The organism is Trichocoleus sp. Lan (assembly GCF_039961855.1).
GTDB lineage: Bacteria > Cyanobacteriota > Cyanobacteriia > Cyanobacteriales > FACHB-T130 > FACHB-T130.
The window spans coordinates 1-25,445 of sequence record NZ_JAMPKA010000030.1 but is presented as its reverse complement, the minus strand read 5'-3'; the positions used below and the strand labels follow the sequence as shown (position 1 = coordinate 25,445).

Annotated in this window: 26 protein-coding genes and 1 pseudogene; 8 read left to right on the top strand and 19 right to left on the bottom strand. The window is 46.0% G+C overall.

Features of this window, described 5'->3' with window-relative positions:
- The first annotated feature begins 485 nt into the window (after window positions 1-485).
- Window positions 486-1,124 carry a PEP-CTERM sorting domain-containing protein gene (locus tag NDA03_RS22460; protein WP_348239182.1) on the top strand — a complete coding sequence of 213 codons (639 nt, stop codon included), beginning with the start codon at window positions 486-488 and terminating at the stop codon, window positions 1,122-1,124.
- 136 nt (window positions 1,125-1,260) lie between these two features.
- Here the strand turns inward: NDA03_RS22460 and NDA03_RS22455 are convergent, their stop codons facing one another.
- The 4 genes and pseudogenes from NDA03_RS22455 to NDA03_RS22440 form a co-directional block, all read right to left on the bottom strand.
- Window positions 1,261-1,389: a hypothetical protein gene (locus NDA03_RS22455; protein WP_348239181.1), complete on the bottom strand. Its 129-nt coding sequence runs from the start codon at window positions 1,387-1,389 to the stop codon at window positions 1,261-1,263.
- 55 nt (window positions 1,390-1,444) lie between these two features.
- Window positions 1,445-1,672, bottom strand: coding sequence for an EF-hand domain-containing protein (locus NDA03_RS22450; protein WP_348239180.1), 228 nt, complete (start codon window positions 1,670-1,672; stop codon window positions 1,445-1,447).
- A gap of 73 nt (window positions 1,673-1,745) precedes the next feature.
- Window positions 1,746-1,924, bottom strand: a pseudogene (locus NDA03_RS22445) (tyrosine-type recombinase/integrase); the annotation flags it as partial.
- Window positions 1,925-1,960: 36 nt separating this feature from the next.
- Window positions 1,961-2,320, bottom strand: coding sequence for a hypothetical protein (locus tag NDA03_RS22440; protein ID WP_348239179.1), 360 nt, complete (start codon window positions 2,318-2,320; stop codon window positions 1,961-1,963).
- A 310-nt stretch (window positions 2,321-2,630) separates the two neighbouring features.
- On the opposite strand from NDA03_RS22440, the gene NDA03_RS22435 reads away from it, so the two are divergent.
- The gene (locus NDA03_RS22435; RefSeq protein ID WP_348239178.1) at window positions 2,631-3,311 is read left to right on the top strand and encodes a hypothetical protein; all 681 of its coding nucleotides are present in this window, start codon (window positions 2,631-2,633) and stop codon (window positions 3,309-3,311) included.
- A gap of 217 nt (window positions 3,312-3,528) precedes the next feature.
- Here NDA03_RS22435 and NDA03_RS22430 read toward each other — a convergent pair whose 3' ends face one another.
- Window positions 3,529-4,083, bottom strand: a complete 555-nt coding sequence (locus NDA03_RS22430; RefSeq protein WP_190416165.1) for a site-specific integrase — start codon at window positions 4,081-4,083, stop codon at window positions 3,529-3,531.
- Between the two features lie 592 nt (window positions 4,084-4,675).
- Here NDA03_RS22430 and NDA03_RS22425 point away from each other — a divergent pair.
- Window positions 4,676-4,810 (top strand): hypothetical protein, encoded by a 135-nt coding sequence (locus tag NDA03_RS22425; RefSeq protein WP_348239177.1) that lies wholly within the window; start codon window positions 4,676-4,678, stop codon window positions 4,808-4,810.
- A gap of 65 nt (window positions 4,811-4,875) precedes the next feature.
- On the opposite strand, the gene NDA03_RS22420 is transcribed toward NDA03_RS22425, so the two are convergent.
- The 4 genes from NDA03_RS22420 to NDA03_RS22405 all read right to left on the bottom strand — a co-directional run bounded on the left by NDA03_RS22420 (window position 4,876) and on the right by NDA03_RS22405 (window position 10,166).
- Window positions 4,876-6,207 (bottom strand): glycosyltransferase, encoded by a 1,332-nt coding sequence (locus NDA03_RS22420; protein ID WP_348239176.1) that lies wholly within the window; start codon window positions 6,205-6,207, stop codon window positions 4,876-4,878.
- A gap of 100 nt (window positions 6,208-6,307) precedes the next feature.
- The gene (locus NDA03_RS22415; protein ID WP_348239175.1) at window positions 6,308-7,597 is read right to left on the bottom strand and encodes a glycosyltransferase; all 1,290 of its coding nucleotides are present in this window, start codon (window positions 7,595-7,597) and stop codon (window positions 6,308-6,310) included.
- Between the two features lie 748 nt (window positions 7,598-8,345).
- Entirely contained in the window at window positions 8,346-8,456 is a 111-nt protein-coding gene (locus tag NDA03_RS22410; protein ID WP_339380892.1) for a helix-turn-helix transcriptional regulator, read from the bottom strand.
- A gap of 525 nt (window positions 8,457-8,981) precedes the next feature.
- Window positions 8,982-10,166 (bottom strand): MFS transporter, encoded by a 1,185-nt coding sequence (locus NDA03_RS22405; RefSeq protein ID WP_348239174.1) that lies wholly within the window; start codon window positions 10,164-10,166, stop codon window positions 8,982-8,984.
- A gap of 48 nt (window positions 10,167-10,214) precedes the next feature.
- On the opposite strand from NDA03_RS22405, the gene NDA03_RS22400 reads away from it, so the two are divergent.
- Window positions 10,215-10,373 carry a hypothetical protein gene (locus tag NDA03_RS22400; RefSeq protein WP_190416195.1) on the top strand — a complete coding sequence of 53 codons (159 nt, stop codon included), beginning with the start codon at window positions 10,215-10,217 and terminating at the stop codon, window positions 10,371-10,373.
- A gap of 578 nt (window positions 10,374-10,951) precedes the next feature.
- Here the strand turns inward: NDA03_RS22400 and NDA03_RS22395 are convergent.
- Complete coding sequence (locus NDA03_RS22395) at window positions 10,952-11,182, bottom strand: peptidoglycan-binding domain-containing protein (protein ID WP_190416193.1); 231 nt, start codon at window positions 11,180-11,182, stop codon at window positions 10,952-10,954.
- A 140-nt stretch (window positions 11,183-11,322) separates the two neighbouring features.
- Between NDA03_RS22395 and NDA03_RS22390 the strand changes: the two genes are divergently transcribed.
- Window positions 11,323-14,847, top strand: a complete 3,525-nt coding sequence (locus NDA03_RS22390; RefSeq protein WP_348239173.1) for an NB-ARC domain-containing protein — start codon at window positions 11,323-11,325, stop codon at window positions 14,845-14,847.
- A gap of 180 nt (window positions 14,848-15,027) precedes the next feature.
- Window positions 15,028-15,906, top strand: a complete 879-nt coding sequence (locus NDA03_RS22385) for an IS982 family transposase (protein WP_348239172.1) — start codon at window positions 15,028-15,030, stop codon at window positions 15,904-15,906.
- A 565-nt stretch (window positions 15,907-16,471) separates the two neighbouring features.
- On the opposite strand, the gene NDA03_RS22380 is transcribed toward NDA03_RS22385, so the two are convergent.
- Together NDA03_RS22380 and NDA03_RS22375 are read right to left on the bottom strand one after the other, a co-directional pair.
- Window positions 16,472-17,392, bottom strand: coding sequence for a ParB/RepB/Spo0J family partition protein (locus NDA03_RS22380; protein ID WP_348239171.1), 921 nt, complete (start codon window positions 17,390-17,392; stop codon window positions 16,472-16,474).
- On the bottom strand, window positions 17,382-18,143 hold the full coding sequence (locus NDA03_RS22375) for an AAA family ATPase (protein WP_348239221.1): 762 nt from the start codon (window positions 18,141-18,143) through the stop codon (window positions 17,382-17,384). The genes NDA03_RS22380 and NDA03_RS22375 overlap by 11 nt, the downstream gene beginning before the upstream one ends.
- Window positions 18,144-18,580: 437 nt before the next feature.
- Between NDA03_RS22375 and NDA03_RS22370 the strand changes: the two genes are divergently transcribed.
- Window positions 18,581-19,165, top strand: a complete 585-nt coding sequence (locus NDA03_RS22370; protein WP_348239170.1) for a putative glycolipid-binding domain-containing protein — start codon at window positions 18,581-18,583, stop codon at window positions 19,163-19,165.
- Window positions 19,166-19,741: 576 nt separating this feature from the next.
- Here the strand turns inward: NDA03_RS22370 and NDA03_RS22365 are convergent.
- From NDA03_RS22365 to NDA03_RS22350, 4 genes are all read right to left on the bottom strand, one after another.
- Window positions 19,742-21,127 carry an FAD-containing oxidoreductase gene (locus NDA03_RS22365; RefSeq protein WP_348239169.1) on the bottom strand — a complete coding sequence of 462 codons (1,386 nt, stop codon included), beginning with the start codon at window positions 21,125-21,127 and terminating at the stop codon, window positions 19,742-19,744.
- Window positions 21,124-21,585, bottom strand: coding sequence for a DUF4126 domain-containing protein (locus tag NDA03_RS22360; RefSeq protein ID WP_348239168.1), 462 nt, complete (start codon window positions 21,583-21,585; stop codon window positions 21,124-21,126). Before NDA03_RS22360 ends, NDA03_RS22365 begins: the two co-directional genes overlap by 4 nt.
- Before the next feature lie 59 nt (window positions 21,586-21,644).
- Complete coding sequence (locus NDA03_RS22355) at window positions 21,645-22,394, bottom strand: glucose 1-dehydrogenase (RefSeq protein ID WP_348239167.1); 750 nt, start codon at window positions 22,392-22,394, stop codon at window positions 21,645-21,647.
- A 115-nt stretch (window positions 22,395-22,509) separates the two neighbouring features.
- Complete coding sequence (locus tag NDA03_RS22350; RefSeq protein WP_348239166.1) at window positions 22,510-23,334, bottom strand: alpha/beta hydrolase; 825 nt, start codon at window positions 23,332-23,334, stop codon at window positions 22,510-22,512.
- Window positions 23,335-23,649: 315 nt separating this feature from the next.
- Between NDA03_RS22350 and NDA03_RS22345 the strand changes: the two genes are divergently transcribed.
- Complete coding sequence (locus NDA03_RS22345; protein WP_348239165.1) at window positions 23,650-23,796, top strand: hypothetical protein; 147 nt, start codon at window positions 23,650-23,652, stop codon at window positions 23,794-23,796.
- Here the strand turns inward: NDA03_RS22345 and NDA03_RS22340 are convergent.
- The 3 genes from NDA03_RS22340 to NDA03_RS22330 form a co-directional block, all read right to left on the bottom strand.
- Window positions 23,793-24,089 carry a hypothetical protein gene (locus NDA03_RS22340; protein WP_348239164.1) on the bottom strand — a complete coding sequence of 99 codons (297 nt, stop codon included), beginning with the start codon at window positions 24,087-24,089 and terminating at the stop codon, window positions 23,793-23,795. The genes NDA03_RS22345 and NDA03_RS22340 overlap by 4 nt on opposite strands.
- Before the next feature lie 209 nt (window positions 24,090-24,298).
- Window positions 24,299-24,559, bottom strand: coding sequence for a recombinase family protein (locus NDA03_RS22335; protein ID WP_348239163.1), 261 nt, complete (start codon window positions 24,557-24,559; stop codon window positions 24,299-24,301).
- 602 nt (window positions 24,560-25,161) lie between these two features.
- Window positions 25,162-25,445 (bottom strand): CHAT domain-containing protein (locus NDA03_RS22330; RefSeq protein ID WP_348239162.1); only part of this gene is annotated, 284 nt, incomplete at its 5' end.

Sequence of the window (25,445 nt, the reverse complement as noted above, 5' to 3'; positions counted from 1 at the left end):
CATTACACACCTAATGTCATGTTCTGGCTAAGCTTGGTTGCGTTCAATCTAGTTGGCTGCCAGTACATTGCGCCACAGGACCTTGACAGCCCTCCCTTGCTTCGCCTTTACCTTCGGTATTTGAAAGATGGAGGAGATTGGGTATTTTGTTTTGGTGATAGGACGAAAGGAATTTTAAAACCAGAATCATCATAAATTTACTAAAATCAAACGTTACTTTACAACAACTTTATTTTTATGTCCCTGAATATACGTATTATTGAAGGGAAATACTCAAATAAGGTTTATTAAATCTAAAACTTCATGCCTTTGACAATAACTGCAACAAGCATTTTTATTGCTAGCACAGTTAAACAAAGAATGAGGTATGAAAGCGATCGCTGTCTACCCTAACAAATGTAAACTACTGCTGTCCGTGCCTATGCGGATAGACTGATACAGTCTGCGAACCTGTTTTTTTAAAACACACAAAGGTATTTAAAACCATGAAAAATTTATCAGTGGCTACTGCCGGAGCAGCATTTATCGCACTAGGAATGCTGGGAGAGATACAACAAGCTTCAGCAGCTTCCATCATTCAAGATCAAACTGATGGTGCCTATCAAATACTGGCTTTTTCACCTATCGGTCAAACGTTTACAGCAGAAGATACTTTCATTAAATCTATAGGGTTTTATATTAAAGATTTTAATCCAACTGCTGCACCGAATGATTTTTCTATAACCATAAACCTATACAAAGGAACAAGTGGTGTTTTCTTAGGAAGTGGAGTTTTTGACGATCTTGTTGATGGATTTGAGGGGTATGCCGACGTAGATTTTTCTTATATTGCTTTAACGGTGGGTGATACTTACACGGCGATTGTAGAAGATGATACGGTTCGTTGGGGTTTGAGCATTGCCTCTGATTTAGGAGATCCGTATCCAGGTGGGGTTGCTATCACCAACGGTAATCTACAAGACAATATCGATACACGATTTCGCGTGTTAGCAGCCGAAACCGAAAGCGTACCTGAACCAAATTCAGTGCTAGGTTTACTGGCGTTTGGTACTTTAGGCGCAGGCTCGTTTTTGAAACGCCGCCAAAAGAAGCAATTAGTTAGTAGCGTTACAAGCAATGTTTAATATTTAGCCTGTTAACATATATTGTAGGTTTGCTTCTTGAAATTTCCTGCTAGCTGGAAAGGCGATAGTCTGTGGGGACAATTCTTTTCAAAGACAATAATAACGATGCTTCAACAACCAAAACTAGAACTTGACATTACACCTCTAATGTCAACTGATGCTTAAATCCCTGCGAATTGGAAGGGTATGGATCTGCTCCATACCCTTCGTGGTCAGCGATCGCTTTCTGCTCTTGAACTGCTGAAACATTGATCAGGTAAAACACTCATCCACTTGGATAAATAATTTTATTTCAATCGCTGCGGGCTGGGCGCTCGCGCTTATTCTAAATTCCCTGCTTTTTTAACAGCTTGTTTCAAGTCTTCAAAGGTAATATTACCCTCTTCATCGTGGTACGTCGCTAGCAGTACCTGGGGGCTAGTACCTGTTTCTGCTGAAATGACTGCATTTAACGCAGGGCTTAAATAAAGCTCATTACTCGATACTTTGCCATCTCGATCCCCATCCAAGGTATTAAAAAGAGATTGAAGCTCTTGCTCAGTTGCCATAAGTTTCTATTTGAATTAGTTTTTTCAATTCAATATCCCAGAATCTTGAAAAAGATGCAAGGAAAGTTACCTCTTACCCAGGTAAATATAAACTAATGCTGTCGTTGGGGCGTGCGTGCAGATATCTGGAAGTAGTTGCTACCGATTCATGCCCAATGCCTGCTGTACCAGATGAATTGGCGCGCCCCTGTCTAGTAAATGCGAAGCGTGGGCATGACGCAACAAGTGCGGGCTGACCTTGCCTTTAATTCCAGTAGTGTTGCAATGCACCAGATATACTCCAGACTCTTACATTGCGTCCTGACTCACCCTTTCTATAGTGCCGTCATCGCTGACGGCATAACAGGTATCTTTTGTGCCGCTCCATAACCGCTGCGCCCTTTCAGCATCTGACAACTCGTGTTCGGAGATCGCCAGGACAACATATTTCGAGCCATCCTCATTACCGAAGAGCCAATTGTCACCGTAGAGGTGTGCTAGCAGTTGTTCGCGTCGGGAAGAAATAAGCGTACTATTTTCAAGCCACTCATCTGGAACGCGATACCAATTTGTGAACGTCTGCGAAGAAGCTAAAGCGGGGATGTAGCCGCTTAGGTAGTCATCCCAAAAGCTCAGTGTGTCGGTAATCGTCAACCGCAGGTATTTCATGCTTGTTTCCCCTCCCCGATGCCAATTGAGCTTAGGCAATACTACCTCAAGTTTATTTATAAAATACAACTCAAGTAAGATACCTAAATCAAAAAAAATAGTGTATAAATCTCGGTTATTTTTTTTAAATGAAATCAAAAAAATGTTTATAAATTACTAAAAAAACTTCATATTGTTTGTATAAAGCAATGTCTAATAAATATGAAGATTGAATAAAGATTAAAGCTTAACTAGATTAGATTTTAAAAAAAGCTGTATATCTTAAGTTATTGGCGGAAGTTAAATTTTTAAGAAAATCGCCTAGTATTACTTGTTTAAACAAACTGTTGTAAAAATACAGGAAGAAATTATGAAAACTTTAGGGTTCATCAGTTCAACGCTAATAGCTACATCTTGTGGTTTGTCTATATTGGCGACAATGCAAGGCGCAGATGCTGCCAACATTACATATGAATTTAATCGCTCATTTACAAATACACTTCCCGGTTCTAGCCAAGGCATTGGTAGTGCTATAGGAACCATAACTACAAATGGTACTTTAGGGAATGTAATAATTCCTGGTGTAGAAAATTTTGACTTTTTTACTGATTGGAATATTACTCTGACTGTTGACTCAGTATCAGCTACATTAACTCCTAGTAACTCTAGCTGGTTTGGCAGAGGACTTATTGTTGCTAATCCTAATGAGTTAACATTAAATCTTATTCCAGTTGAAGCTGGGATAAACGATGCAGTATTTCAACTGATAGAAATTATAGGAGATCAGCAGATAAACGTATATTCCTGGCAGTTCGTTCCTCAAAACATTCAGCCTATATCGGAGCAAGTATTTGTTTTTGGGGAGTCAATTGCTAATCCTTCTCCGCCATTTTTATATAGTTTGCCTGCTACCACTCCTCCGGCTTCAGTACCTGAACCTTCTATAGGGATGGCCCTTCTTGTTATTGGTGGTTCAGTCCTGAAGAGGAGACCTAAAAAGTTGAATACATAATATTAGCCACGGGATGCTAATTTTTGCACAATGGACTGTAATCATATGTGGATGGTAGAGTCTACACCCAAAGAAATCGGCAGCACTTAAAAAACGTCGCATAGATGGATGAATATATTTGAAGGGTACAGAACTTTTATCTTTCACAAAAAGGCGGACCAAGAATGCTAAGAGCAATCGCCTTTCTAGGTGTAGCGGCGATCGCACCCAAAAACCTTCACCAACCAATCATCGATACCGCCTTGCGCTTCTGCTCTGGCGATACTTCTAGATACCGCTGCAAAGTACCCAGGTCGTTGTGACCCGATATCTCCTGAATGTGCCTCAGCGGTATCCCGGCATTGTGCATTTGAGTCAGAGCAGTGCGCCGGAAGCTGTGGGTACTGACTCCCTCGACAAAGATGCGCTGGCACGCATCCTTCAGAATCTTATCAGCCATGAACCGACTCAGGTGTTCCTTCCCTCTGACCCCAGACGGAAACAGCGCCCCTGCTTGAGCGAGTTGGTATTCTGCCAGTATTGCCGCGAGTGCAGGTTGAATGTCCACAACGCGGGTTTTCAGTTTTCCCTTCGTGGTAGACTTCCTGAAAGTCAACGTTCCACTTCTAATGTCAGTAGTCTGGAGCGCCAGTGCTTCCGACACCCGACACCCGGTAAAAAGACAGATGCCAAACAAAGCGCGATCGCGTGGCGACTTAAACCCATCGGTGAACAACCGCCTCAATTCATCTGAGGTGAGGATTTTTCCTTGCCCGTTGCCGCTAACCTTCATGGTGGTATTTTCTAGTTAATCCCCAGATTACACGAAAGGTGGATTTCGTGGAATAGATGCTCAAAAGTATAGCGCTAGCGTTGGTTTAAAGATTTCAGATCGCCGGATTCAACTGAGCTTATCAATCCCGCTCCATCCACTTCACGAGAGAATCAGGGTTTGGGGCGTAATCGATGATTTTTGCTTATGCCTGCGCTGTTATCACCGTCATCAAGTACAATTTGTGACCCTAAATTTGTAACTAATAGTAGAGTCGGCATAGATGCCAGAACCAGGTTCCCTCTGGTGTCCACAGTTCTTCCGATTCAGCAAGGAGTTGGAAATCTTGACAGGATCTTCCTCTAGACTTGGGCGCTCCGAAGTCAAGCTTCACTCGGTAGGGAGTCGGAAGTCGAGACAGCGATCGCTATCTGGCCCGTGGAATGCATGGCAACACTATAAGAGAATTACGAAGAGCGAGCTAAAGCGCGATCGCGGCTTATCTCTTCAAGACTGATCCGGCTGCGATGAAGGATGTGATCGCGCTCCCTTCAAGAGCAACGGCGCAAGGTAGAAGCGAAGCTTGCAGGGTGCGGTCTGCGCGATCTGCGGGATGACTTATGCCTTTGAAGCAATAGACCTCATGGAAAAGTCGCAGGTGCGATCGCCAGTCGGGAAATATAGGTTTCCTGGATTGGAAGAAAATCCTCTCTCAACTCCAATTGAGGGGAGCGATAAGCATTCCTAAACCACTGCCCTGAATGCGATCGCTCCAAGTTGCTGTACTTGAATTTTTGAGAAGACTGAGCGGAACTAGCTGCGACCCCTAAAATGTGGAGTGAATTTAGTGATTCCTGCCGCTAGTGTAGTTTCCACAATATCGGCAGCTTTGTCCAGCCCTCCAGTGTTTTTAAGTGCGACCGACATCTGACGTGTAGCATCCTTATAACTTGGGATACTCAATAGAGCCTCTATTTTGCGACGCACGTCAGCACTATCAAAATGATTTTTGTCTAGCTTTAAGGCAACCCCTAAGTCCACAACACGTGTCGCAAAGTAGTGCTGATCTCCAAAGAAAGGCAAGGCTAGGATCGGTTTTTCCCAATACAGCGCCTCGTTAATGCCATTTGGGCTGCAATGACTAACAAAGAAACGAACTGCTCGATGAGAGAGAACTGCTTGTTGCGAAACAAAGTGTTCGATGCGGAAAGAGGATGGTAGCGATGGAAGAATCTGCTGCTGACTCTTGGGCAACGACCAGAGTACCCGGAATCTAGTGTCAGTAAGTCCCTCTACTAATGCTTTAGCCTGCCAGGGTTCAAGAGTAGCAAGAGTACCAAAAGCGATATACACCACTCCTGTATTTTCTTCGCCTTCTTCCAACCATTTACTTAAAGAAGGACTGAGAGGCTCAAGTGTTTTCGGAAAAATTGGCCCGACCATTTGCACATGGGGAGGTAGCGGACGTGGAATCTCAATACCAAAAGCTGTGCCTACTATCATGGGGCGCTTGCTAAAAGGGTCGTCCAATTTCTTACGCTCAAGACATTGACGACGAACTTGATTGAGCTTTTTCAGGGTGGGTAAAAACTGCGGCAACAGCCAATAGGGTTCTAAGAAATTCAGACAACGTTGCCATAAATTCATGTTTATGGAATAGGCTGTGCCGAAGCGAGGATACTTAGAACTAGTCTTGACAAAGTTACCTAAAAACCGAGTTTGAATAATGTACGGCAGATTCATCTGCTGAGCTAAATCCATAGCTGGAATAACAGCGCGATCAATCACTAGAAGATCCGGACGGTGCTGCTGAAAAATAGGTACCAACGTTTTGTACATCGGAACATACCGCTCGATTAGCCCATTCAACATCATCCTTTCACCACGCCATATTTTCGGCTCTTGACAAACTCTTTGCCACACCGACTGGGTTGTGTCAGAAAAGTTTTCATTAGTTGTTTCTATTTTTGGTTCCCAAGGGATAAAAATAGCACCAGTATTAGCAATCCATTCCTTAGCCTCCTCAGAAATAACAAAACTGACTTGGTAGCCCCTGACAACCAACTCTTGAGCCAGCGCAATCATTTGATTAGCATGACCACGTAGAGGAAGCGAAACAAACATTACATGTTTTTTCATCTGCATTCATACCTATCTATTTCATTAAAAGCGGGTCAAAGAAAAGGAATTTTTCTTCTATTGTCGAGCGAGGGAACGAATAAATTCCGGAATAATGTCTTTTTAATTAGTTCTTTTGCTGTGTTTGAGCCAAGACAGGCTTTCCTGTAGATATGACCTGTTCTACAATATCGGCGGCTCGACTGACTCCACCTGCACGAGCGATCGCATCTTGTAATCTGATTGCATTGTTTTTGTAAGACTCTTCAGTCAGTACCTGTTGTATGGCACCTCGAAGCTTGGGAACACTTAATTGGGATAAAGGTACAAGCTCTCCTGCTCCTGTCCAAGTTATACGTGCGGCAATTCCAGGTTGGTCATTGGCAATCGGAATTGCCACCATCGGCACTCCATTGGTGAGGGATTCCAGAGTGGTATTCATTCCTGCATGAGTAATGGTGAGTGCTGCTTTTTTGAGCAGTTCTAGTTGAGGTGCATAACTGACAACTAAAGGCGAACCGGGCAATTCTGGTAGAGATTCCGGACTACCTGAACCACCCAGAGAAATCACCAACTGAGCATCTAACCCTACACATGCCTCAGCAATACGGTGGAAAATCTCCTGCTGACGATTCTGTAAAGTGCCCATCGAAGCGTAAATCAGTGGTTGCCCAGTTAATTTCTCATAGGGGAAAGACACGGATTTCCGTCCTGTTGAGCTATGGTAAGGGCCGGTGAAATGGAAGTATTTGGGCAAAGTAGTGCGAGGAAATTCCAATTCAGCTGGCTGTTGACTGAGCTGAGCCAGTTGGGAATAGAGTTGATTGGGATGAGAATGCAGAGGTAACTTCCATTCTTTGCGATAGTCATTTATCAACTCTCGGATGGGTTTCGTGATGCGACTGAGCAAAGAGTAAGCCATGCGATTCCGCAGACGTGCCCACCAAGCGGGATTGTAACTCCAGGGGGTGTTAAAGGGGGGAACAGTTTCCTCCCGATTTAGCAGTACCGCACTGCACACGGTAATGAAAGGAATCTCTAGGAGGTCTGCAACAGTCCCTCCCTCTGGTGAAGATTGGTCTACTAACAGCGCCTCTACATTCGCTTCTTTGATGGCTTGCGGGCCATCTCGCAGGATTACAGCCGCCCCCTGCTTCAGCAAATCGATAGTATATCGTAGGGCAGTTAACCCACTGAGTTCCCCTAGTTGGGCAAAGGATTGAGATAATGCTCCTGCTGGAAATTCTGCTTCTCCAATTGCCCAGAAATCTAATCCTGCTGCTACTGTCTTAGGTTGAGCGTCAAGTAATCCGAAAAGAGTAACGCGGTGACCACGTTGTTGTAGTTCGCGACCTAACGGGAGCATCGTGTTGAGATGGCCAGTTTCTGCCGGACAGATAATACCAAAGTGGGTCATGAGATTTTCCCTATTAAACTAGCAGGAGTTGATCTGTAGGTTTTGAATCATCTTCTGTCAGAGGGTTTGCTAATAGCAATTTCAAACCGTATCAAAACATGATTGAAGGATAACTGAGGCTATGTTTAAAAAAAAATCCCTCATAGTAAAATTTAGTTAAGACTGTTTGAATTAAAAATTAAGAATAGATTAATTAGGTATATTTAGTAACAATCCCAGGTGATGCGAATTTTGATACCCCCCTCACCATATTGGTCTGTGTTTGTTGGGTGATCAGCTATCCTTCTCTATTCATTTTCATTACCATACCATATTACACATGAGCAATTTTCGCTAAAGTATTGCATAAGTCACTCCCTGCTTTTCTCCTAAATTAAACATGCTTAGATGTAATTAAATGTAAGTAAAATCAACTTATACAGTTTTCCTTATCGGTAACGACCCTAGCAGACCATTCAGCAACAATTGATTTGACGCTTTGACTTTGGTTGTTGGAGGATTAGAAGGTTACTTCTGATCCTCCGGTGGAGGAGTAGAAGCAGTGAAGTGAGCTGCCTCTTCGATAGCGCTCGCCTCTGGGAGTTTTGTAATGGGATTAGTCGCTAAAAAGCTGCAATAGATATTTTTGCTTCGCGAACAATCTGAAGCGGCAGAGCGTTGGAAGCTATTACTCATAAAGTCTTCATCCTCACTGTGAAAAGTATTTAATCAGCAAATTTTTGCCAGAATCCCCCATCTGATGTAGTAATTACTCAATCTCCTTCAAGGTAAGTGGTAAAGGTTTTGTCCGCCCGTTCTCGCAACGATTGACGCTTTGAAATGAGACCTCTAATTTTGCGCCAAACTTAACTTGTGACAAACAGTTCTAGGCGTTGCCGTGTTTCACGCACCAGATATGCTAGCTCTGATTAGGTGATCGCAGGCATAAATTTAAATCGTTGTATTTCTTTTATCTTTAACATCTGATGTAGCGATCATCCTTCTTTTGTCACAAGTTACAAAGGTTTTCTATTAGACTTCTGTGTTACAAACAACGATATGCGCCACCTCGCTTTAGTAGATTTTCTATTGGAGCATTTTAATGAGATTCCGCTAGAGATTTAAAACCTACTGTGTCCTTCTAATTTAGATTCATAAGGATACTCTGCCAAATAGTCAATAACGGATTGATATTATTTGACCGAAATGTTTTAAGTAATTTCAATAGCGAAATATTTTTATTAATTTTAAAAGGTTAGGAGAGGTTGAACGTCTCTTCCTAGCCATTTCAATATCGTTTAACTGGAATATTTTGATTATAAGTCTAACTTCATTTATTCAAGAAAAAGATGTTAGAGAACGTTTCAATCGATAGATAGAGTTAACTGAATAAAGGCTGGAAGAATTAAAAGTCCTTAAAAATAACAAGGGTTACAATCGCAATCCCCGCACCCGCATAAAATACCCCACTGGTGCCGCCAATGTTCAAAACAACTCCCATGAGCAGGGGACCTATTATTCGTCCTACGTTACAAAATGTCCCGTTTACCGAAATTACCGTAGCTAGATACTCCTTGGACGATCGCGCCGCCACGAGTGATAAGGTGATGGGCGAACAAATCCCAAAACCAATTCCAAACAGTACGGTTGGGATTAAGAGGAACCAGAGATTGGAGGCAAATGGAACGCCCAATAGAGCTAAAGCATAGAAAACGAAGGATGCTCTAATTAAAGTTGTTTCTGGAAACCGTCTTGCCAGTCGTCCTACTTGCGAAGCTGTGATCGCACTTGCCACAGGTATGCTGGCAAGTATCAATCCAATTACCCAACTAGATGATTTGAATGAATCCGCTATCAAAAGTGGTAGATAAGTTCTTAGGGCTCCGTAGAGGAGCATGAATTGAGCGGTGCTGGCAATGAAAAGTCGGGCAAGTTGACGATTTTTAAAGCTTTTCAAGGCATTGAGCAAATTCACATTGAGAGGTTTTTCACCTGTCGGTTCAGGATTTTTGAGTCTAAACCACACCAGCAGTGCTACTGGGATAGCTGCCAAGGATAGCAAAAAAGGATAATACCAGCCTATAACTGCCAATGCACCGCCAATAATGGAATAAATTGCCGTGCTGGCAGTGATGATACTGGTGTTGTAACCGATGGCAGTCGTGCGTCTTACTCCTGAATACAAATCGCTAATCAGGGCAATGGTGAGAGAATGCAGAGAGGCTGCACCAATTCCCTGAAGGAAAAGGAACCACAGCAAAAAGTTAAAGTCACGGGCAAGGGCGCAAGCTGTGCCAGCAATTCCAAACAATACCAGGGAAGGAACAAGAATTTGCTTTCTGCCAACGCGATCGGCAAACACTCCCACGACTGGACCTAATGCAAGAGATGGAAACGAGAATACTGATATTAATAAACCAATCTTTTGTGGGGGTACGTTTAATGCCTGGATAATCTTGGGAAAAGCTGGAGGGATGCTAGCAAGTACGAGAAAGGTGATGAGAGAAACTGTAAAAATAATGAGAAGGTTTTTGTCTTGATAGAGTCGTGTTTGGTTCTCTTGCTGATGCTCGGTGCTTGCTGATGGCATGAAATTGGTCTCTGCAATAATTTCAACAGCCAAAGATATTACTGGACTTTGGACAAATTTATCCAAAGTCCAAAACTGAACAGTCCTGATGTTGACCCCAGCCGAGGCTTAATCAACTTGCCTACTGCACCCGTTGACACTTGGGTGTCAACGGGTGTCAAGCCGGTGCAACTCAAAATCAAAATTAACCTGTCATTGGTATTGTGAATAGCTGGTTACTATGCAAGGGCAATGACCTGTTACGCCGTAACTTCTTGTAGCTTAGCCCAAGTCTCGTCACCAACTTCCCCATCTACTGAAAGACCGTACTTCTGTTGAAACGCTCTTACAGCCTTTTCGGTACGGTCTCCAAATATGCCATCAGGTGTTTCAGATAAGAACCTAGCTGAATGTAAGCTGGCTTGTAAGATTCTAACCTCATCCCCTTGTGACCCGTTTCTTAAGATAGCTGTCGCCATGTGTTTAATCTAACTCCAAATAAGGTGAAAACAAAATTGAAGCTCATTTTTTAAGTCCTTCAATTTTTCCTAATTCTTAATAGCTGCCAGCTCCTCCTCCTTATACACTTTTCTCACAAGCCTCACGATAGCAGCACTATCAACTATGTCGAACAGTTATAGATTGGAAGCAGCGCGGCTTTGTCTGCCAATTGCTCCTAAATGACCCCAACGGACAATCATCACAAAAAAAAACCGACTTCTCTGGCAGACGTTGAGCCGAGATACGTGCGAGAATTGCCCATTGAAGTTTAGCCCATATGGTTTAAACTTCAATGGATCATCCATCTACTGGACTTGGGTGTGTAACTTATCCCAGGTTTTAGTGCCGACAATTCCATCTATAGGGTTTACTTGAAAATCTGTTTGGAATTTCTTAACAGCTTTTTCGGTTGCTGACCCAAATTCTCCGTCAACGTCTAAAGGACCATAGTTAATCTTATTCAGGATTTCTTGCAAATATGTGACTTGATCACCTGTGCTACCACTACGTAAAGTTGGCAGAGCTTGAGTAGACATAATGTTCTCCTTTGATTAATTGAGCTTTAGTTACCAATATCTTCATTAAACTCTGCTAATAACTGACTTACTGCCTGAGTATTACTGACTTGTCCTGATTTCGTAACTGACTTTTACTAGGTATAATTTCTAGGAGTTTCGTGGGACAAGCCATGCCGCGATCGCTTAGGGTTCGTAGTGGGTGCATTGAACAAGTCAAATTGGCTCTCAGGCGTAACGGCATTCCCAGTCAAAGAGCTTTGGCTGAGAATGCAGGACTGTCTCTAGCTACAGTCAGCAACTTCCTGACAGGTAAACCTGTTGACCGTGCGAGTTTTGTAGAACTGTGTCAGACGTTGGCACTGGAGTGCGAACAGATAGCACAACTGGATGTTGTACTTGGCTCCCAAACAAAAGATGATTTGGCTAAAGCAAGGATTGCGACCAAACACCAGGACTGGGGAGAGGCACTTGATGTCTCACTGTTTTATGGACGCACGGAAGAACTCACTACATTAGCGCAATGGATTGTAACTGACCGATGTCGCCTAGTAACGGTACTGGGCATGGGCGGGATAGGAAAAACGGCTATTGCAGCCAAGGTAGCAGCACAAGTGCAGCATGAGTTCGAGTATGTGATTTGGCGAAGTCTACGCAATGCCCCACTCCTAGAAACGCTCACTTGTGACCTAGTTAGCTTTGTGTCTGACTTTCAGGAAACTTCTGCTGAGATAGAGCGGCTGATTCATTACCTACGCTCCAAAAGGTGCCTGCTGATTTTAGACAATATGGAGACCATTCTGGAGGCAGGTGAGGCAGGACAATTCCGCAATGATTATGAAGGATATGGCGAACTGCTCAGAGTGATGGGAGAAACCGCCCACTCTAGTTGCATAATCCTTACCAGTAGAGAAAAGCCAGCTATTATTGCTGCAAGTGAAGGCGATAAGCTGCCAGTGCGATCACTTCGCTTGAGTGGTTCCCGCGAAGCCGCTCGCGCATTGCTCACTGCCAAAGGGCTGATGGGTGATGAAACCCAAAAACAGCAGTTGTGTGATCGCTACGGCAACAATCCGTTGGCTGTGAAAATTGTAGCTACATCGATTCGAGACTTATTTGATGGGGAAATAGGGGAGTTTCTGCCAGAAGATACTTTTGTCTTTAATGGCATTCGGCGATTGCTAGAGCAGCAGTTTGAGCGCTTCTCGCCTCTGGAGAGAAGCATCATGTACTGGTTGGCGATTAACCGTGAAGGGACGGCGATTGCCGAACTCCAGTTAGACCTAGTGCCGACTGTGCCTCGCGGAAAAGTGTTGGAAGCTCTAGAAAGTCTGCGGGGGCGATCGCTAATCGAGAAGGCTACACCTACGCCGCTGGCAAAGCAGTCTAGCCTCTACACGCAACAACCTGTGGTGATGGAGTATGTGACGGAACTCTTAATCGAGCTTTTTTATGAAGAGATTGCTACAGAAGAACCCGGATTATTGCTTAGTCATACTTTGATAAAAGCAACGGCTAAGGACTATGTCAGAGCTAGTCAGATTCGCCTGATTTTAGAGCCGATTGTAGATAGACTACACGCTATATTTAAGTCCAAGAAAAATATCAAAAATAAACTGCAAAGGATTTTAGTCAAACTCCAAAAAGAATCTTCTGCCTCATCAGGTTACGGAGGCGGAAATATTATTAACTTATTGACTCAAAGCAAGATTAATTTAGCCAACTATGACTTTTCTCATCTGACGATAAAGCAAGCCGACCTGAGACAAGTGAATTTGGCGGGTGTCAATTTCCAGAACGCCGCTTTTGCTAACTCTGTCTTCGCTGAAACCTTAAGTAGTGTTTTGTCGGTAGCCTTTAGTCCAGATGGCAAACTGTTGGCAACAGGCGATGTAGATGGTCTGATTCGCTTGTGGCAAGTGGCAGATGGTCAACAACTTTTGACGTTGAAGGGGCATACGGGTTGGGTATGGGCAGTTACTTTCAGTACCGATGGTAATACTCTAGCCAGTGGCAGTAATGATACCTCGGTACGGTTGTGGGATGTTGCTGAAGGCTACTGTATGGGGGCTTTACACGGTCACACCAGTGCAGTCTGGTCGGTCAGCTTCAGTCCAGATGGTAATACTCTGGTCAGTAGCTCTCAAGACTGCTCGATCCGGTTGTGGGATGTCTCACACGATAGGTGCCTCAGAGTGTTACATGGTCATACGGGTGGGGTATGGACAGTTACCTTCAGTCCAGATGGTAATACTCTAGCTAGTGGCAGTAATGACACCTCGGTGCGGTTGTGGGATCTAGGTAACGGTGAAGCTTTAAGAGCTTTGCACGGACACACCAGTGGAGTACGCTCAGTAGCTTGGAGTCCCGATGGTCAGACTCTGGCTAGTGGCAGTAATGACGCCTCAGTGCGGCTGTGGAATGTGCGTGATGGGGAAGTCTTAAGAGCTTTGCAAGGTCACACCAGTGAGGTACGCTCAGTAGCTTGGAGTCCCGATGGTCGTACTCTGGCTAGTGGCAGTAATGATGTCTCAGTGCGATTGTGGGATGTCGCTGAAGGAGACTGCGTAAGAGCTTTGCACGGTCATACTAGTGGGGTACGCTCAGTTGCTTGGAGTCCGGATGGTCAGACCCTGGCTAGTGGCAGTTACGATCAAACAATTCGGTTATGGGATGTGCCACAAGGTAACTGCCTCAAAGCTTTGCACGGTAACAGTAGTGGGATACGCTCAGTCACCTTCAGTCCCGATGGTCAGACTCTAGCCAGTAGCAGTTTAGATTCCCTGATTCGATTGTGGGATGTCGTTGAAGGAGGCTGTGTAAGAGCTTTGCACGGTCACACCAATGCGGTATATTCGGTAAGCTTTAGTCCGGATGGTCGTACCCTGGCTAGTGGCAGTGATGATTCTTCTGTGCGGTTGTGGGATGTAGCTCATGGTCAGTGCCTAATAGTATTGCAAAGTCACACCTGGGTTCACTCAGTAGCTTGGAGTCCGGATGGTCTTACCTTAGCCAGTGGTAGTAATGACGCCTCGGTACGGTTGTGGGATGTACCCCAAGCTAGCTGCGTTAAAACTTTGCAGGGTCACACCAGTTTGGTCTCCTCAGTCACTTGGAGTCCGGATGGTCTAGTGCTGGCCAGTGGCAGTAGCGACCAAACTGTTCGGTTGTGGGATATGCCGCAAGGTAGCTGCTTCAAAGCTTTGTCCGGTCACACCGATTGGGTATGCTCAGTAGGTTGGAGTCCGGATGGTCAAACCTTAGCTAGTGGCAGTAATGACTCCTCGGTGCGGCTATGGAATGTACTGCAAGATAGCTGCCTCAAAGTTTTGCATGGTCATACTGGTGGAGTATGGGCAGTAGCTTGGAGTCCCGATGGTCTTACCCTGGCTACTGGCAGTGCTGACCAAACAATTCGGTTGTGGGATGTTGCCGAAGGTAACTGCCTGCAAGTTTTGCACAGTCACACCAGTTGGGTGCGCTCAGTAGCTTGGAGTCCGGATGGTCAAATCTTAGCTAGTGGCAGCCAAGATGAGACAGTCAAGCTTTGGGATGTGAAAACGGGCGAGTGTCTTAAAACCCTGAGAGCAGATCGGCTCTATGAAGGCATGAACATCACAGGTGCGATCGGATTAACGGAAGCGCAGAAGGTAACCTTGAAAGCGTTGGGGACAGTAGAGGGTTAAAGGTAAACTTATTCGCAAGTTATTTCCTCGCATTAAATACTGATAATTTCCATTATTTCCGTCGTGTTGAGTCTGGATTTCATCTTTTTCTCGGCTCTGAGTGATTGTTAACCTGAGTTCGGGATAAGGAAAGGGGCAGGTAGTAAGCTGAAAATAACTTCAAATCCAGCAACCTGCCCTATGTTTAGTTTAGAAGCTTTGTTCTGCCATGTAGATGATTTCTGTAAAGCATTTGAAGCACAATGGCACAAAAGACTACTTATAAATGGAGGAATCAAACGTAATCGGGCTAAAAGCCTGTGCCTAAGCGAAATAATGACAATTCTCATTGCATTCCATCAAAATCACTACCGGAATTTCAAGTATTTTTATTTGAATTACGTCAAACAACATTGGAGTTGGGCTTTTCCAGGACTGCCCAGTTATCAAAGATTTATTGAATGGATACCATCTAGCTTGATACCTTTGTGTGTCTATCTCAAGCATTGTTTTGGAACTTGTACAGGTATCGGTTTTATCGACTCAACTAGCTTGAAAGTCTGTCATAATCGTCGAATTTCTCAACACAAGGTGTTTGCAGGTTTAGCCGCTCGTGGAAAGACTTCTGTGGATTGGTTTTTCGGTTTCAAACTTCATATTGCCGTCAATGAACTTGGTCAACTCTTAAATGTGAACCTTACTCCTGGTAACATCGATGACCGTCAACCAGTTCCTGATTTACTGAGTCAGCTTTTGGGCAAAATATTTGCTGATCGCGGTTATGTTTCTCAAAAACTGGCGGCTCAACTTTTAGAAGACTTCGGGATTCAGTTTTTTGCTAAACCTCGGCGCAACATGAAAAACAAGTTGATGCTTCTTCATGACAAGCTTTTATCCCGTAAACGCTCCATTATTGAGACTATTAACGACCAGCTCAAGAATATTTCTCAGATTGAACATTCAAGGCACCGTAGTCCCGTGAATTTTTGCGTTAACGTTTTGTGTGGATTAATCGCTTATTGCCATCAACCTAAGAAACCCAGCCTTCAGATGGAGTGGCTTTTATCTCAAAGTGCTTAACCCAAACTCAGGTTTGTTAGGAGAATTGTTGAACGATGTCCTGATACCGCAATTAACCGATAAGGAGAGCCCCTAAACCACCGTTTGTACGACAGAATTTTTAGAGTCGATACAACAGACCTTAAACCTACTGTTACCGTGTCTCATAAACCATCTTTTTATCTATGTATCATGAAACAATTAGTAAATAAGTTATGAGACATTTTTAATGGAAAAGAATGCACCAACCAGTGCCACGGGGGAGATCGCCAAAAGAGAAGTAACAGGCTTTTAGAACTTACAATTGCTGGCATTCAGCCAGATGATAAATTTTTGACTTGGGCGGCATTAACGCATGAATTACGTTTGGTTGCCTTTCACTATGATGAGACGATCGGTCTTCCCTTGCCTCTCCACTTGGCTACATAAATGGAGGAGTATGTTTTGTTGATTGATGTTGATGAAGAAGTAACTCTTGAATGAAAGTAATTTCACCAGCTTCAAGCTCCCCCAAAACGAACGTTGAGTGAAGGGTTGCTTGCTCGTCACTTCTCCTGTGCCAGTCGTTCAATCCCCAATTATCTCATTACTTTTCTTCAATGAGGGATTCCAGCTTTTGCAACAGTGTCTGAACCCGCCTCCACTTCTTGGGATTCTCCCATAGCTTCGCGGCTCTTAGGCGACGGGTTGTGGCATCAAATTGAGATAAGGGGGACTCAATATCAGTTTTTGGTTGAAGGGCTTGGAGGCGTTCCCTGATTTGGCTAAGGGATAGGTCTTGCTCAATTGCGTCCTCTAACAACGATTGTCGTGCCTCGTCGCTTTTGAGCCGTGCGATCGCAGTAGCTTTGGTGTAGGCGATTTTTCCTGTTTGGAGGGAATTTAAAATATCTTTGGGGAGGTTAAGCAAGGGAAGGCGATTAGATACAAAGGACTCCCAAGTAATTGACCCCAACTTTTCAAAGACAGCTTGAATGGTTTGCCCTTGCTCATTCCCCATAACGTTATGGGGAACTTTTCCTCGTTGTTCGTCACGCATCCGGTATAGCAGAGAAGTGACTTCCACACTCGCCACATTGAGGCGGATGGCTAGCAGTTGTAGGATGCCTTCTGTCTCTTCAACCGCGTTAAGATCTTCTCGGAGCAAGTTCTCTACGAGGCTAATCTGGAGCGCTTGTTCATCACTCAGAGAGCGGATGGTGACGGGGACTTCTTTAAGTCCAGCCGATAAAGCCGCTCGATAGCGACGTTCTCCGGCAATTAATTCGTAGCTTGAGTCCTTGTCCGGAAGGGGACGAACCAGTAAGTTTTCCAAAACGCCATGAGCCTTAACCGACTCAATGAGCTGCTCCATTTTCATCGGGTCGAAGTAGCGGCGGGGTTGAGAGGGTGGAAGAGTAATGGAGTCTAAAGGAACCGTTTGAGGGGCGGTTTCGGACTCCTCTTTTCCAAACAAAACATCGAGATTGGCTTTGCCTTTGTAGGGGCGATCGCTCTTACGGGGCATTGAGTTGCTCCATCTGTTGGGCTAGCTGGTCCAAGATTTTGAGGACAGGGTGCTTGGATTCATGAACGGCCAAGGGAACCTGCTCTTCGGAGGCGTCTACAAATGCTGTCAGTCGCGGAATTGGTTCATAGACCGTTCCTACCGTTGCCAACTGTTCTTGGATTGCCTTAAGAGTGCGTTTGTCTTGGGAGTTACTGGCGGCATAGCGAGAGGGAACAAAGCCTGCTATTTGTAATTGAGGATTGCCTCTCTTTCTAACTTGAGCCACCGTTTGCAAGAGTAAGTTAGTTCCCTGGAAAGCTTTGTAGTGTGTCTCGATCGGAACGAGAACGTGAGTGGCTCCAACCAAAGCACTGTAACTCAACAGTCCCAAGCTGGGTGGGCAGTCAATGAGGATAAAGTCATAATCGTCTCGGACTTTGTCGAGCGCTTCAGACAGGCGAACCTCGCGAAAATCCATATTAACAAGCTGGATTTCAGCAGCGCTGAGGATAATGTTGGTGGGAGCAAGAGCCATGCCGTGAAGGGAGGGCAGGATGAACAGCGGCTCCTCATTGATCAGGGTGTCAAATAGGGTCTTCTCCAAACTATTAGGGTCAATGCCCATGAAAGTGGTTAGCGAAGCTTGGGGGTCGAGGTCGATGAGAAGAACCTTGTGACCTCGTGTTGAGAGTTGATAGCCTAGGTTCTGAGTAATCGTCGTTTTCCCGACCCCACCCGCTTGATTGAATAGTGCGATCGCTTGGCTCATCTGGTTGGTTGCGTGGCACATTTAGCTTGAGTGCCAGCATAGCGTGAATGGGTGGCTTTCCTTCACCTTTATCTGTCTGAGCGCACGCTTCGCGTCTAAATCCTTGGGCAAAAAGATGCTAAACGTTTGTCGCGAATTGCTCAATTAAAGTAAAAAGATGGGAACTGCTGACAATTTAAGCGGTTTGTTCCTCCTTAGGAATCTTGTGTGACAAACTCTATTTAACCTTTCATGGTTAAAGATCGGTTGAGTAAACCGTCCTAGAGTAGAGCCGCCTCTTTTGTACTCCTCCCAAAATGGATGTTAGTCAACTACGGTTGAGTGAGCAGCCTAACAAGTCGCTGCACCAGAACGTCGCAGAGCCAGTCATTATGACTAACAAAAGCCACCATGTCCGGTGAGCTTAATCGTTATGCGGCAGTACGGACGGAGTCACGATGGTAAATATATTGTGCCGAACGATCTGTTGGACATCTATTTGGAACAAAGACCGAGAGGGCGTAGGGTTAGAGCATCTCCTCCTAACTGAGCGTATGGCTGACAGCGTCGTGCTTGCTTTCGACGAGGAGCATAGCCCCTTCCGGCTCACCTACCGCTTGACCTGGGACGAATCATGGCGGCTTCGTGAGTCCCATTTGGTCGCTACGACGGGGCACTCCACCAAATCGCTGAGTTTGCGAACGGACGGTCGGGGCCATTGGCGGAATGGCGATGGTCGAACTATTGACGAGCTTGATGGCTGCGTGGATGTTGATATCTGGCCAACCCCTTTCACTAATAGCTTTCCGATTCGCCGCGAGCCGATGGCGATCGGTGAGCGGCGGCAGTTCCGCATGGCCTGGATTTTCGCGCCAGACCTAACGGTTCAACCGCAACCTCAAGCCTATACGCGGCTGGCAGAACGGCTCTACCTCTTCGAGAACCTCGATGGCAGTGGCTTCACGGCACAGCTTCCCGTGGACGAAAATGGCATCGTGTTAGACTACCCAGATTTGTTCAGCCGGGTGATAAACATTGGGTAAATGACAGAACAGTTACCTGAGCAGCCAGGAACACAGGTAGAGTGCAGCGTCAGCCGCCTAACAACGGCGTGCACCCAACCCGTGACACGAAGGCTCTCATGCAAATCAATCTCTCAGGTGGGTGGATGATGCCGGACGTTAGGCTTCAAACGTAATGCTCTATCTGGAGACACAACCTGTAGAGAAGCCTTGCGTCGATTAGTATCCTAAACATACTGGAGTAGCGATTGCCCCAGAATTCCCATAGGTGCCAATATGACTGTTATCACTCCTGAACGTCTCATCGTAGAAGAAACCCCTTCTCACACCGCTCATGAACCAGATCGTACACTCTGGATTAGCGCAGCAGGGTCTAGTTAGCTAATTCGTGTAAGAGATCTATTGAAGCCAATTGCGAAGCGCAAGCGCGACGACAAGTCGTTCGGATCGAATCGCTCTGTCCAAGACAAATGCCAATGCGATCGGTTCGGCTATTCATCTCATAACAGGTAGATCGCAACAGCATCCTGATCAAACCACTTTTTTGTGATGGTAAACGTTGAACCAAGATTTCTGACAATAGCATTGCAGATTTGGTTATGTTACAAGCAGTGGCTGCATTTCGCCCAAAACTGTAGGAATAAGCTCAGACACGGTTGGGTGAATAGGTACGGCCCATTGCAGGGTGGTGTAGGGCTGGTCAGCATTCATCATATCGAGCAGTCCGTGAATGGCCTCATCGCCGCCTGTGCCTAGGATTGCAGCACCGAGAATGCGGTGGGTTTCGGCATCAATCACAATTTTTATAAAGCCCTGGGTCTCACCCTTCTCGATCGCCCGACCAACCCGCGTCATCGGTCTTATGCCCATGAGCAGCGGACGACCTGAAGCGCGCGCCTGCGCCTCTGTCATGCCAACGCGCCCTAGGGGCGGATCGATATAGAGGGCGTAACCGGGGATGCGATCGCTAACCCGTTTGGCAGCGCCGTCGAGCAGGTTAGCCGCGACGATCTCAAAATCGTTGTAAGCCGTATGGGTGAATGCACCCCGTCCATTGCAGTCACCTAAAGCCCAAATACCAGGTACATTCGTGCAGAGCTGATCATCAACCATGATATAGCCGTGGGTGTTCGTGGCAACCCCAGCACGGTCGAGTCCCAGATCGTCGGTGTTAGGTTGCCGTCCGATCGCCAGCAATACGTGGCTACCAATCACCTCTGGTGCACCTTCAGTACAGTTAACCTGCACGGACACTCCTTCCGAATGAGGCGCAAAGGCAATACACTCAGCATTTGTGCGAATATGTATGCCTTCTGCTTCAAAGATTTGCTGGATTGCGGCGGACACATCCTCATCCTCGCGGGTAACAAGGCGCAGGCTTTTTTCAATTACAGTCACCTCCGCGCCTAAGCGGCGGTAAATCTGGGCAAACTCTAGCCCAATATAGCTACCTCCCACCACCACCAGATGCCGGGGAAGACTATCCAGCGCCAAGATAGACGTGTTGGTTAGATAATCGATTCCCTGTAGACCGGGCATCTCAGGTACCCGCGCACGACCTCCAACATTGATGAAAATTTGCGGTGCAGTGAGTCGTTCATCACCAACCCGTAGCGTGTTTGCGTTCTCGAAGCACGCTTGCCCCTGGAACACTGTCAAGTGTTCCATACTACGAAGCCAAGCCTCAAGACCATTGCGAGAGTTGGCTGCAACGGCATCAGCTCGCGCCTTAACTCGCTTCATATCAACCGCAATCTCCCCGGCGATAAGCACACCATAGTCGGCAGCGCGGCGGGCAAGGTGAGCGGCATAGGCACTAGCGACAAGCGTTTTAGTCGGTGTGCAGCCCGTATTGACACAGGTACCGCCAATCAGATGTCTCTCAATTAGCGCCATCCTCATTCCTGCGCTGGTCAGTCGTGCAGCCAGCGGTGGCCCTGCCTGACCAGCGCCAATAATCAGCGCGTCAAAAGATTGGGTCATCGCAGTAGCCCCACTACTAAAATTGCTCCGCCAATCGCGACAGCATCTTCGATCAGTGCCGCCGGTAAATCACGACCAAAGGCAGTCGCAAGCTGAGAACGCACCGCCGCACCACCCAACGTGCCAATCACCGCACCCACAATGCCTGCCACTAAGCCGCCCCAAAGCATACCGCCATCAACTCCTACCACGGCTCCCGAGAGCGCACCACTAACTAGGCGAGCCCCAAACTGAACAGGTACTTTGCGGCTGGGCGTAGAAGGCAGCTGATCGGTCACGAATTCGCCCAGAGCCAGCACGGAGAGAATCCAGGGTGTGAAGCGGTAACCCATAAAAGCGAGCCAGCTCCCGCCAAGATTGAGGTAACCCAAATAGGCCGCCCAACTTGTAGCAGCGGGTGCAGTCATGGCGCGCAGACCCGTAATAATGCCGATAACCAGAGCAAGGAAATAAACCATCGCATCTATTTAGATTTGTACTAGGCCGTTATTGACAACCAACATCCATGCCGTTCCAACTAACGAAGACCGCCTGTAATATATAGCGTCTCGCCAGTTATCCAGGCTGAATCGGAAGACGCGAAGAAGACGACAGCAGGGGCGATGTCCTGCGGCTGTCCGATTCGACCCAGTGGGGTTAGCGCTTCAATCTGTTGGCGACCTTCGCTTTCGGTGATTCCCGCTGTATGCGCGCCTTCCGTTTCCACCATGCCAGGATTGATGGAGTTAATGCGAATATTGCGTGAACCCAACTCTTTGGCGAGTGACTTCGTAATGGCATCGACCGCCGCTTTTGTGGCGTTATAGACTAAGCTGTTTGCGGGCGCGAGGGTGCTGACGATCGAACTGATATTGATAATGCTGCCGCCCGACGAACTGAAGTGCTTTACACCTTCTTGTGAAGTGAGGATTAATCCCAGCACATTCAGATCGAACTGCTTGTGGAAGTGCTCTTCTGTAATGCCTTCAAGTGGGGAAAATTCATAAATTCCAGCATTATTAACCAAAATGTCAAGCTTGCCGAATGCTTGCTGCGTCTCTACAAAAAGATGTTTAATTTCTGCACTGTCGGTAACATTTGCTTGGACTGCGATCGCCTTTCCACCTGTACTAACAATTTCGTCAACTACGCGATCGGCTCCTTCTTTGCTAGATGCATAGTTGACAACAACGGCTGCACCTTCGACTGCTAGATGTTTGGCAATCGCGGCACCGATTCCTTTAGATGCCCCTGTGACGACTGCAACTTTCCCGTCTAATTTTTTCATGATTGCAAGCGTAATAGGTATGAAGTTTGAACGGCTTACCCGAAATAGGTACAAACGACGAGAACTATTTATTCAAAATCGTTGACAGTAATGTTTTAGGTAAACACCTTTAGCATCAAGACTTAACGAACTCTAGCAGGTCGGTATTGAGCTGTTCCTTACTCGTGTCACCCAGGCTGTGAGATCCACCGGGATAGATCTTTAGGATTGAATTCTTAACAAGCTTCGCAGACATGAGAGCAGACGCACCTATTGGTACGATTTGATCGTCATCGCCATGAATAATCAGCGTCGGCACATCGAACTTCTTTAAATCCTCAGTGAAATCCGTTTCCGAAAATGCCTTGATGCAATCATAGGCATTTTTATATCCAGCCATCAGACCTTGCATACACCATGAATTGATTAGCCCTTGGGAGACTTTGACACTGGGTCGGTTGAACCCAAAGAATGGACCACTTGCCAGATCCAAGAAGAACTGCGATCGATCGGCTAAAAATGCTGCGCGAAAGCCATCAAACACCTCAATGGGAAGTCCTTCTGGATTTGCCTCCGTCTTGAGCATCAGCGGCGGCACTGCGCCCATTAACACCGCCTTGGATACCCGTTGAGTGCCGTGTCGTCCGATAAAACGCGCTACTTCACCACCACCCGTCGAGTGCCCGATCATCACCACATTCTTTAGATCTAGCGTCTCGAAGAGTTCTGCCAAATCGTCAGCATAGGTATCCATATCATTGCCAGTCCAAGGTTGGCTCGATCTTCCATGACCCCGACGATCGTGTGCAATACAACGGTAGCCCTGCGCGGCAAGAAAAAACATCTGCGATTCCCAAGCGTCCGCACTCAAGGGCCAACCGTGACTAAACGCGATTGGTTGCCCGGAACCCCAGTCTTTGTAGTAAATTTCCGTGCCATCTTTAGTAGTGATGGTACCCATGCTTTCTTCATCCTTGGCTGTGCCATATAGTGAAGGAATGCTTGTGAGCCTGATTTATGTAATAATTTTTGATGTGTTCGTGGATTAACTCTTATTTAGTGCGATCGCTCTTCATCTTTGTGGACACAATAGGCTGACTTAGCACAAAACCCTAAAATAAACACTAAATCTTAATATTTGTACAGTGACTTTTTGTTGGTCATGGAGACACCAAACAGTAGACCTCCTGCACGAATAGCAAAGTAGTGTGCCAGTTCGCGCTCGGCACCAGACAAAGCAAGGTAAATTCTGGATAGAAGCAGAGCGAAAGTAGCCATGCGATATACAGAGTTAGAGCATCTATCCCAAGCTGGGTTTAAGCGTTGGTGTGGGGTCAGTCGTGCTACGTTTGCTCAGATGGTGGAGGTATTGCATCCGAATCTAGAACGTCGAGGACAGCGCGGGGGACAAGCTTGCGCTTAGCGCCGAAGACCAGTTACTCGTAGCGTTGGAATACTGGAAAGAATACCGTACTCAGATTCATATTGAGGTAAGTTGGGGCATCCATGAAACCACCGTAGGCCGAATTGTACGCAAGGTCGAAGATCTGCTGAGCGATTGCGGCAAGTTTCGGGTCCCCAGCCAACGGCAGTTGTATCAACCAGGGTGGAAATGGAAGGTAATAATGGTGGATGTGGAGGAGGTGAGGAAAAAGTAGCGAAGCTGTCACCAGCCGCCACACAACGGTTGTAATCTTTAAACAGTATCGATTTCAAAAGTAAAACCGTGTTTGTGTGTAGCAATCACCTTTTTTTGTAAGGATGAGGCTGTCCTAGTGAAACTCTTCTTTAATTAAAATAACGTTTAGTAACCTAACCATGAGGTTTTCAGGCCACAAAAATTCGATAGGTTTAATTAGGACAGTGAGCACCATTCTATTCAAACCTGAAAAACTTCTTGTTTGAGACAAAATCAAGAAATTTTTCTAGGATGCTGACAGAGTAAGCTTTTCAAGCGGCGTGTGGCGGCTGGACAGTCTTGCTACTTTTAGCCCTAATGCCAATACTTTCTGTCGCTCAGGTCGGTTATCTCTTGAACCTGATGCAGACTCTCTAAAAATCTCGATTACTTCAAAATTTGCTCGTGCCGCATAAGCGAGTAAATCTTTTTCTTGGCGATCGCAATCTTGTTCGCCCGTACTCACTCGGCAGTAAATGACTGATTTTCGTAGTTTGATCTGTCCCATTTAAGGTTCATAAAATCTAGCGGCTGAAATCCTTATCCCAGCGCTTTTTTAATGCTTCTTTTATTGTCCCATTTAGGGAAGTCTTTTACTGGGACAACTTGCTCAGTCAAGTAGCTGTTTTAGTTAAATGTTTAGTTAAGTGTCTAGACAATCGGCTAGTGATTAAATGAGATGAACCGCTGTAGCGTGTATCAATCGTTTGCGATCGCGTCCGAGAATCGAAGGCGATCGCTGCCCAAGTTCCAATTGGAACGTGAGAAGTCTTTGCTGCCTAGTCGTTTAATCGGGTAGGTGAACAGAGATATCTTGGCTCTATTTCCACTGATGCGATGGCTTTGAATTTAACGAGGGCGATCGCAACTTGTGTTTGATGAAGTAGTGAATGACGATGTCTCCTCTTTCCTATGAAACAATCCCCTCATTTGAGTGCCAATTAGCACTTTATTGAGACGGGTCTTCGTTAATCTCGAATTGTGCGATCGCTTACACGCTATCATCCACTCATTCGCACCGGGAGCAATCCCAATGTACTGAGGATGGGTTGTTCATCTTAAAGGGTTTCTTGCAGTAGGGATACAGACTCGTAAACAGCGGAGCGGGGGTTACTCAGCTTCCCCAATCAACGTATATGCAGCCCAAGCGCTGGGTTGGTTAGGATACTGTTTCATCGTTGTCAGCATCGCACTCCGCAAAGCTTGCGCCTTATCCGAGTTTTGTTGCAGATTTCGATAAAACTCAGTCATCAACAAGGCAGAAGGATTATCGGGTATCGACCACAAAGTGACGATAACACTAGGGACACCCGCCGTAATTAAAGAGCGAGACAGTCCAATCACGCCATCGCCAGTCACTTTACCTTGCCCAGTGTCACAAGCACTCAAGACAA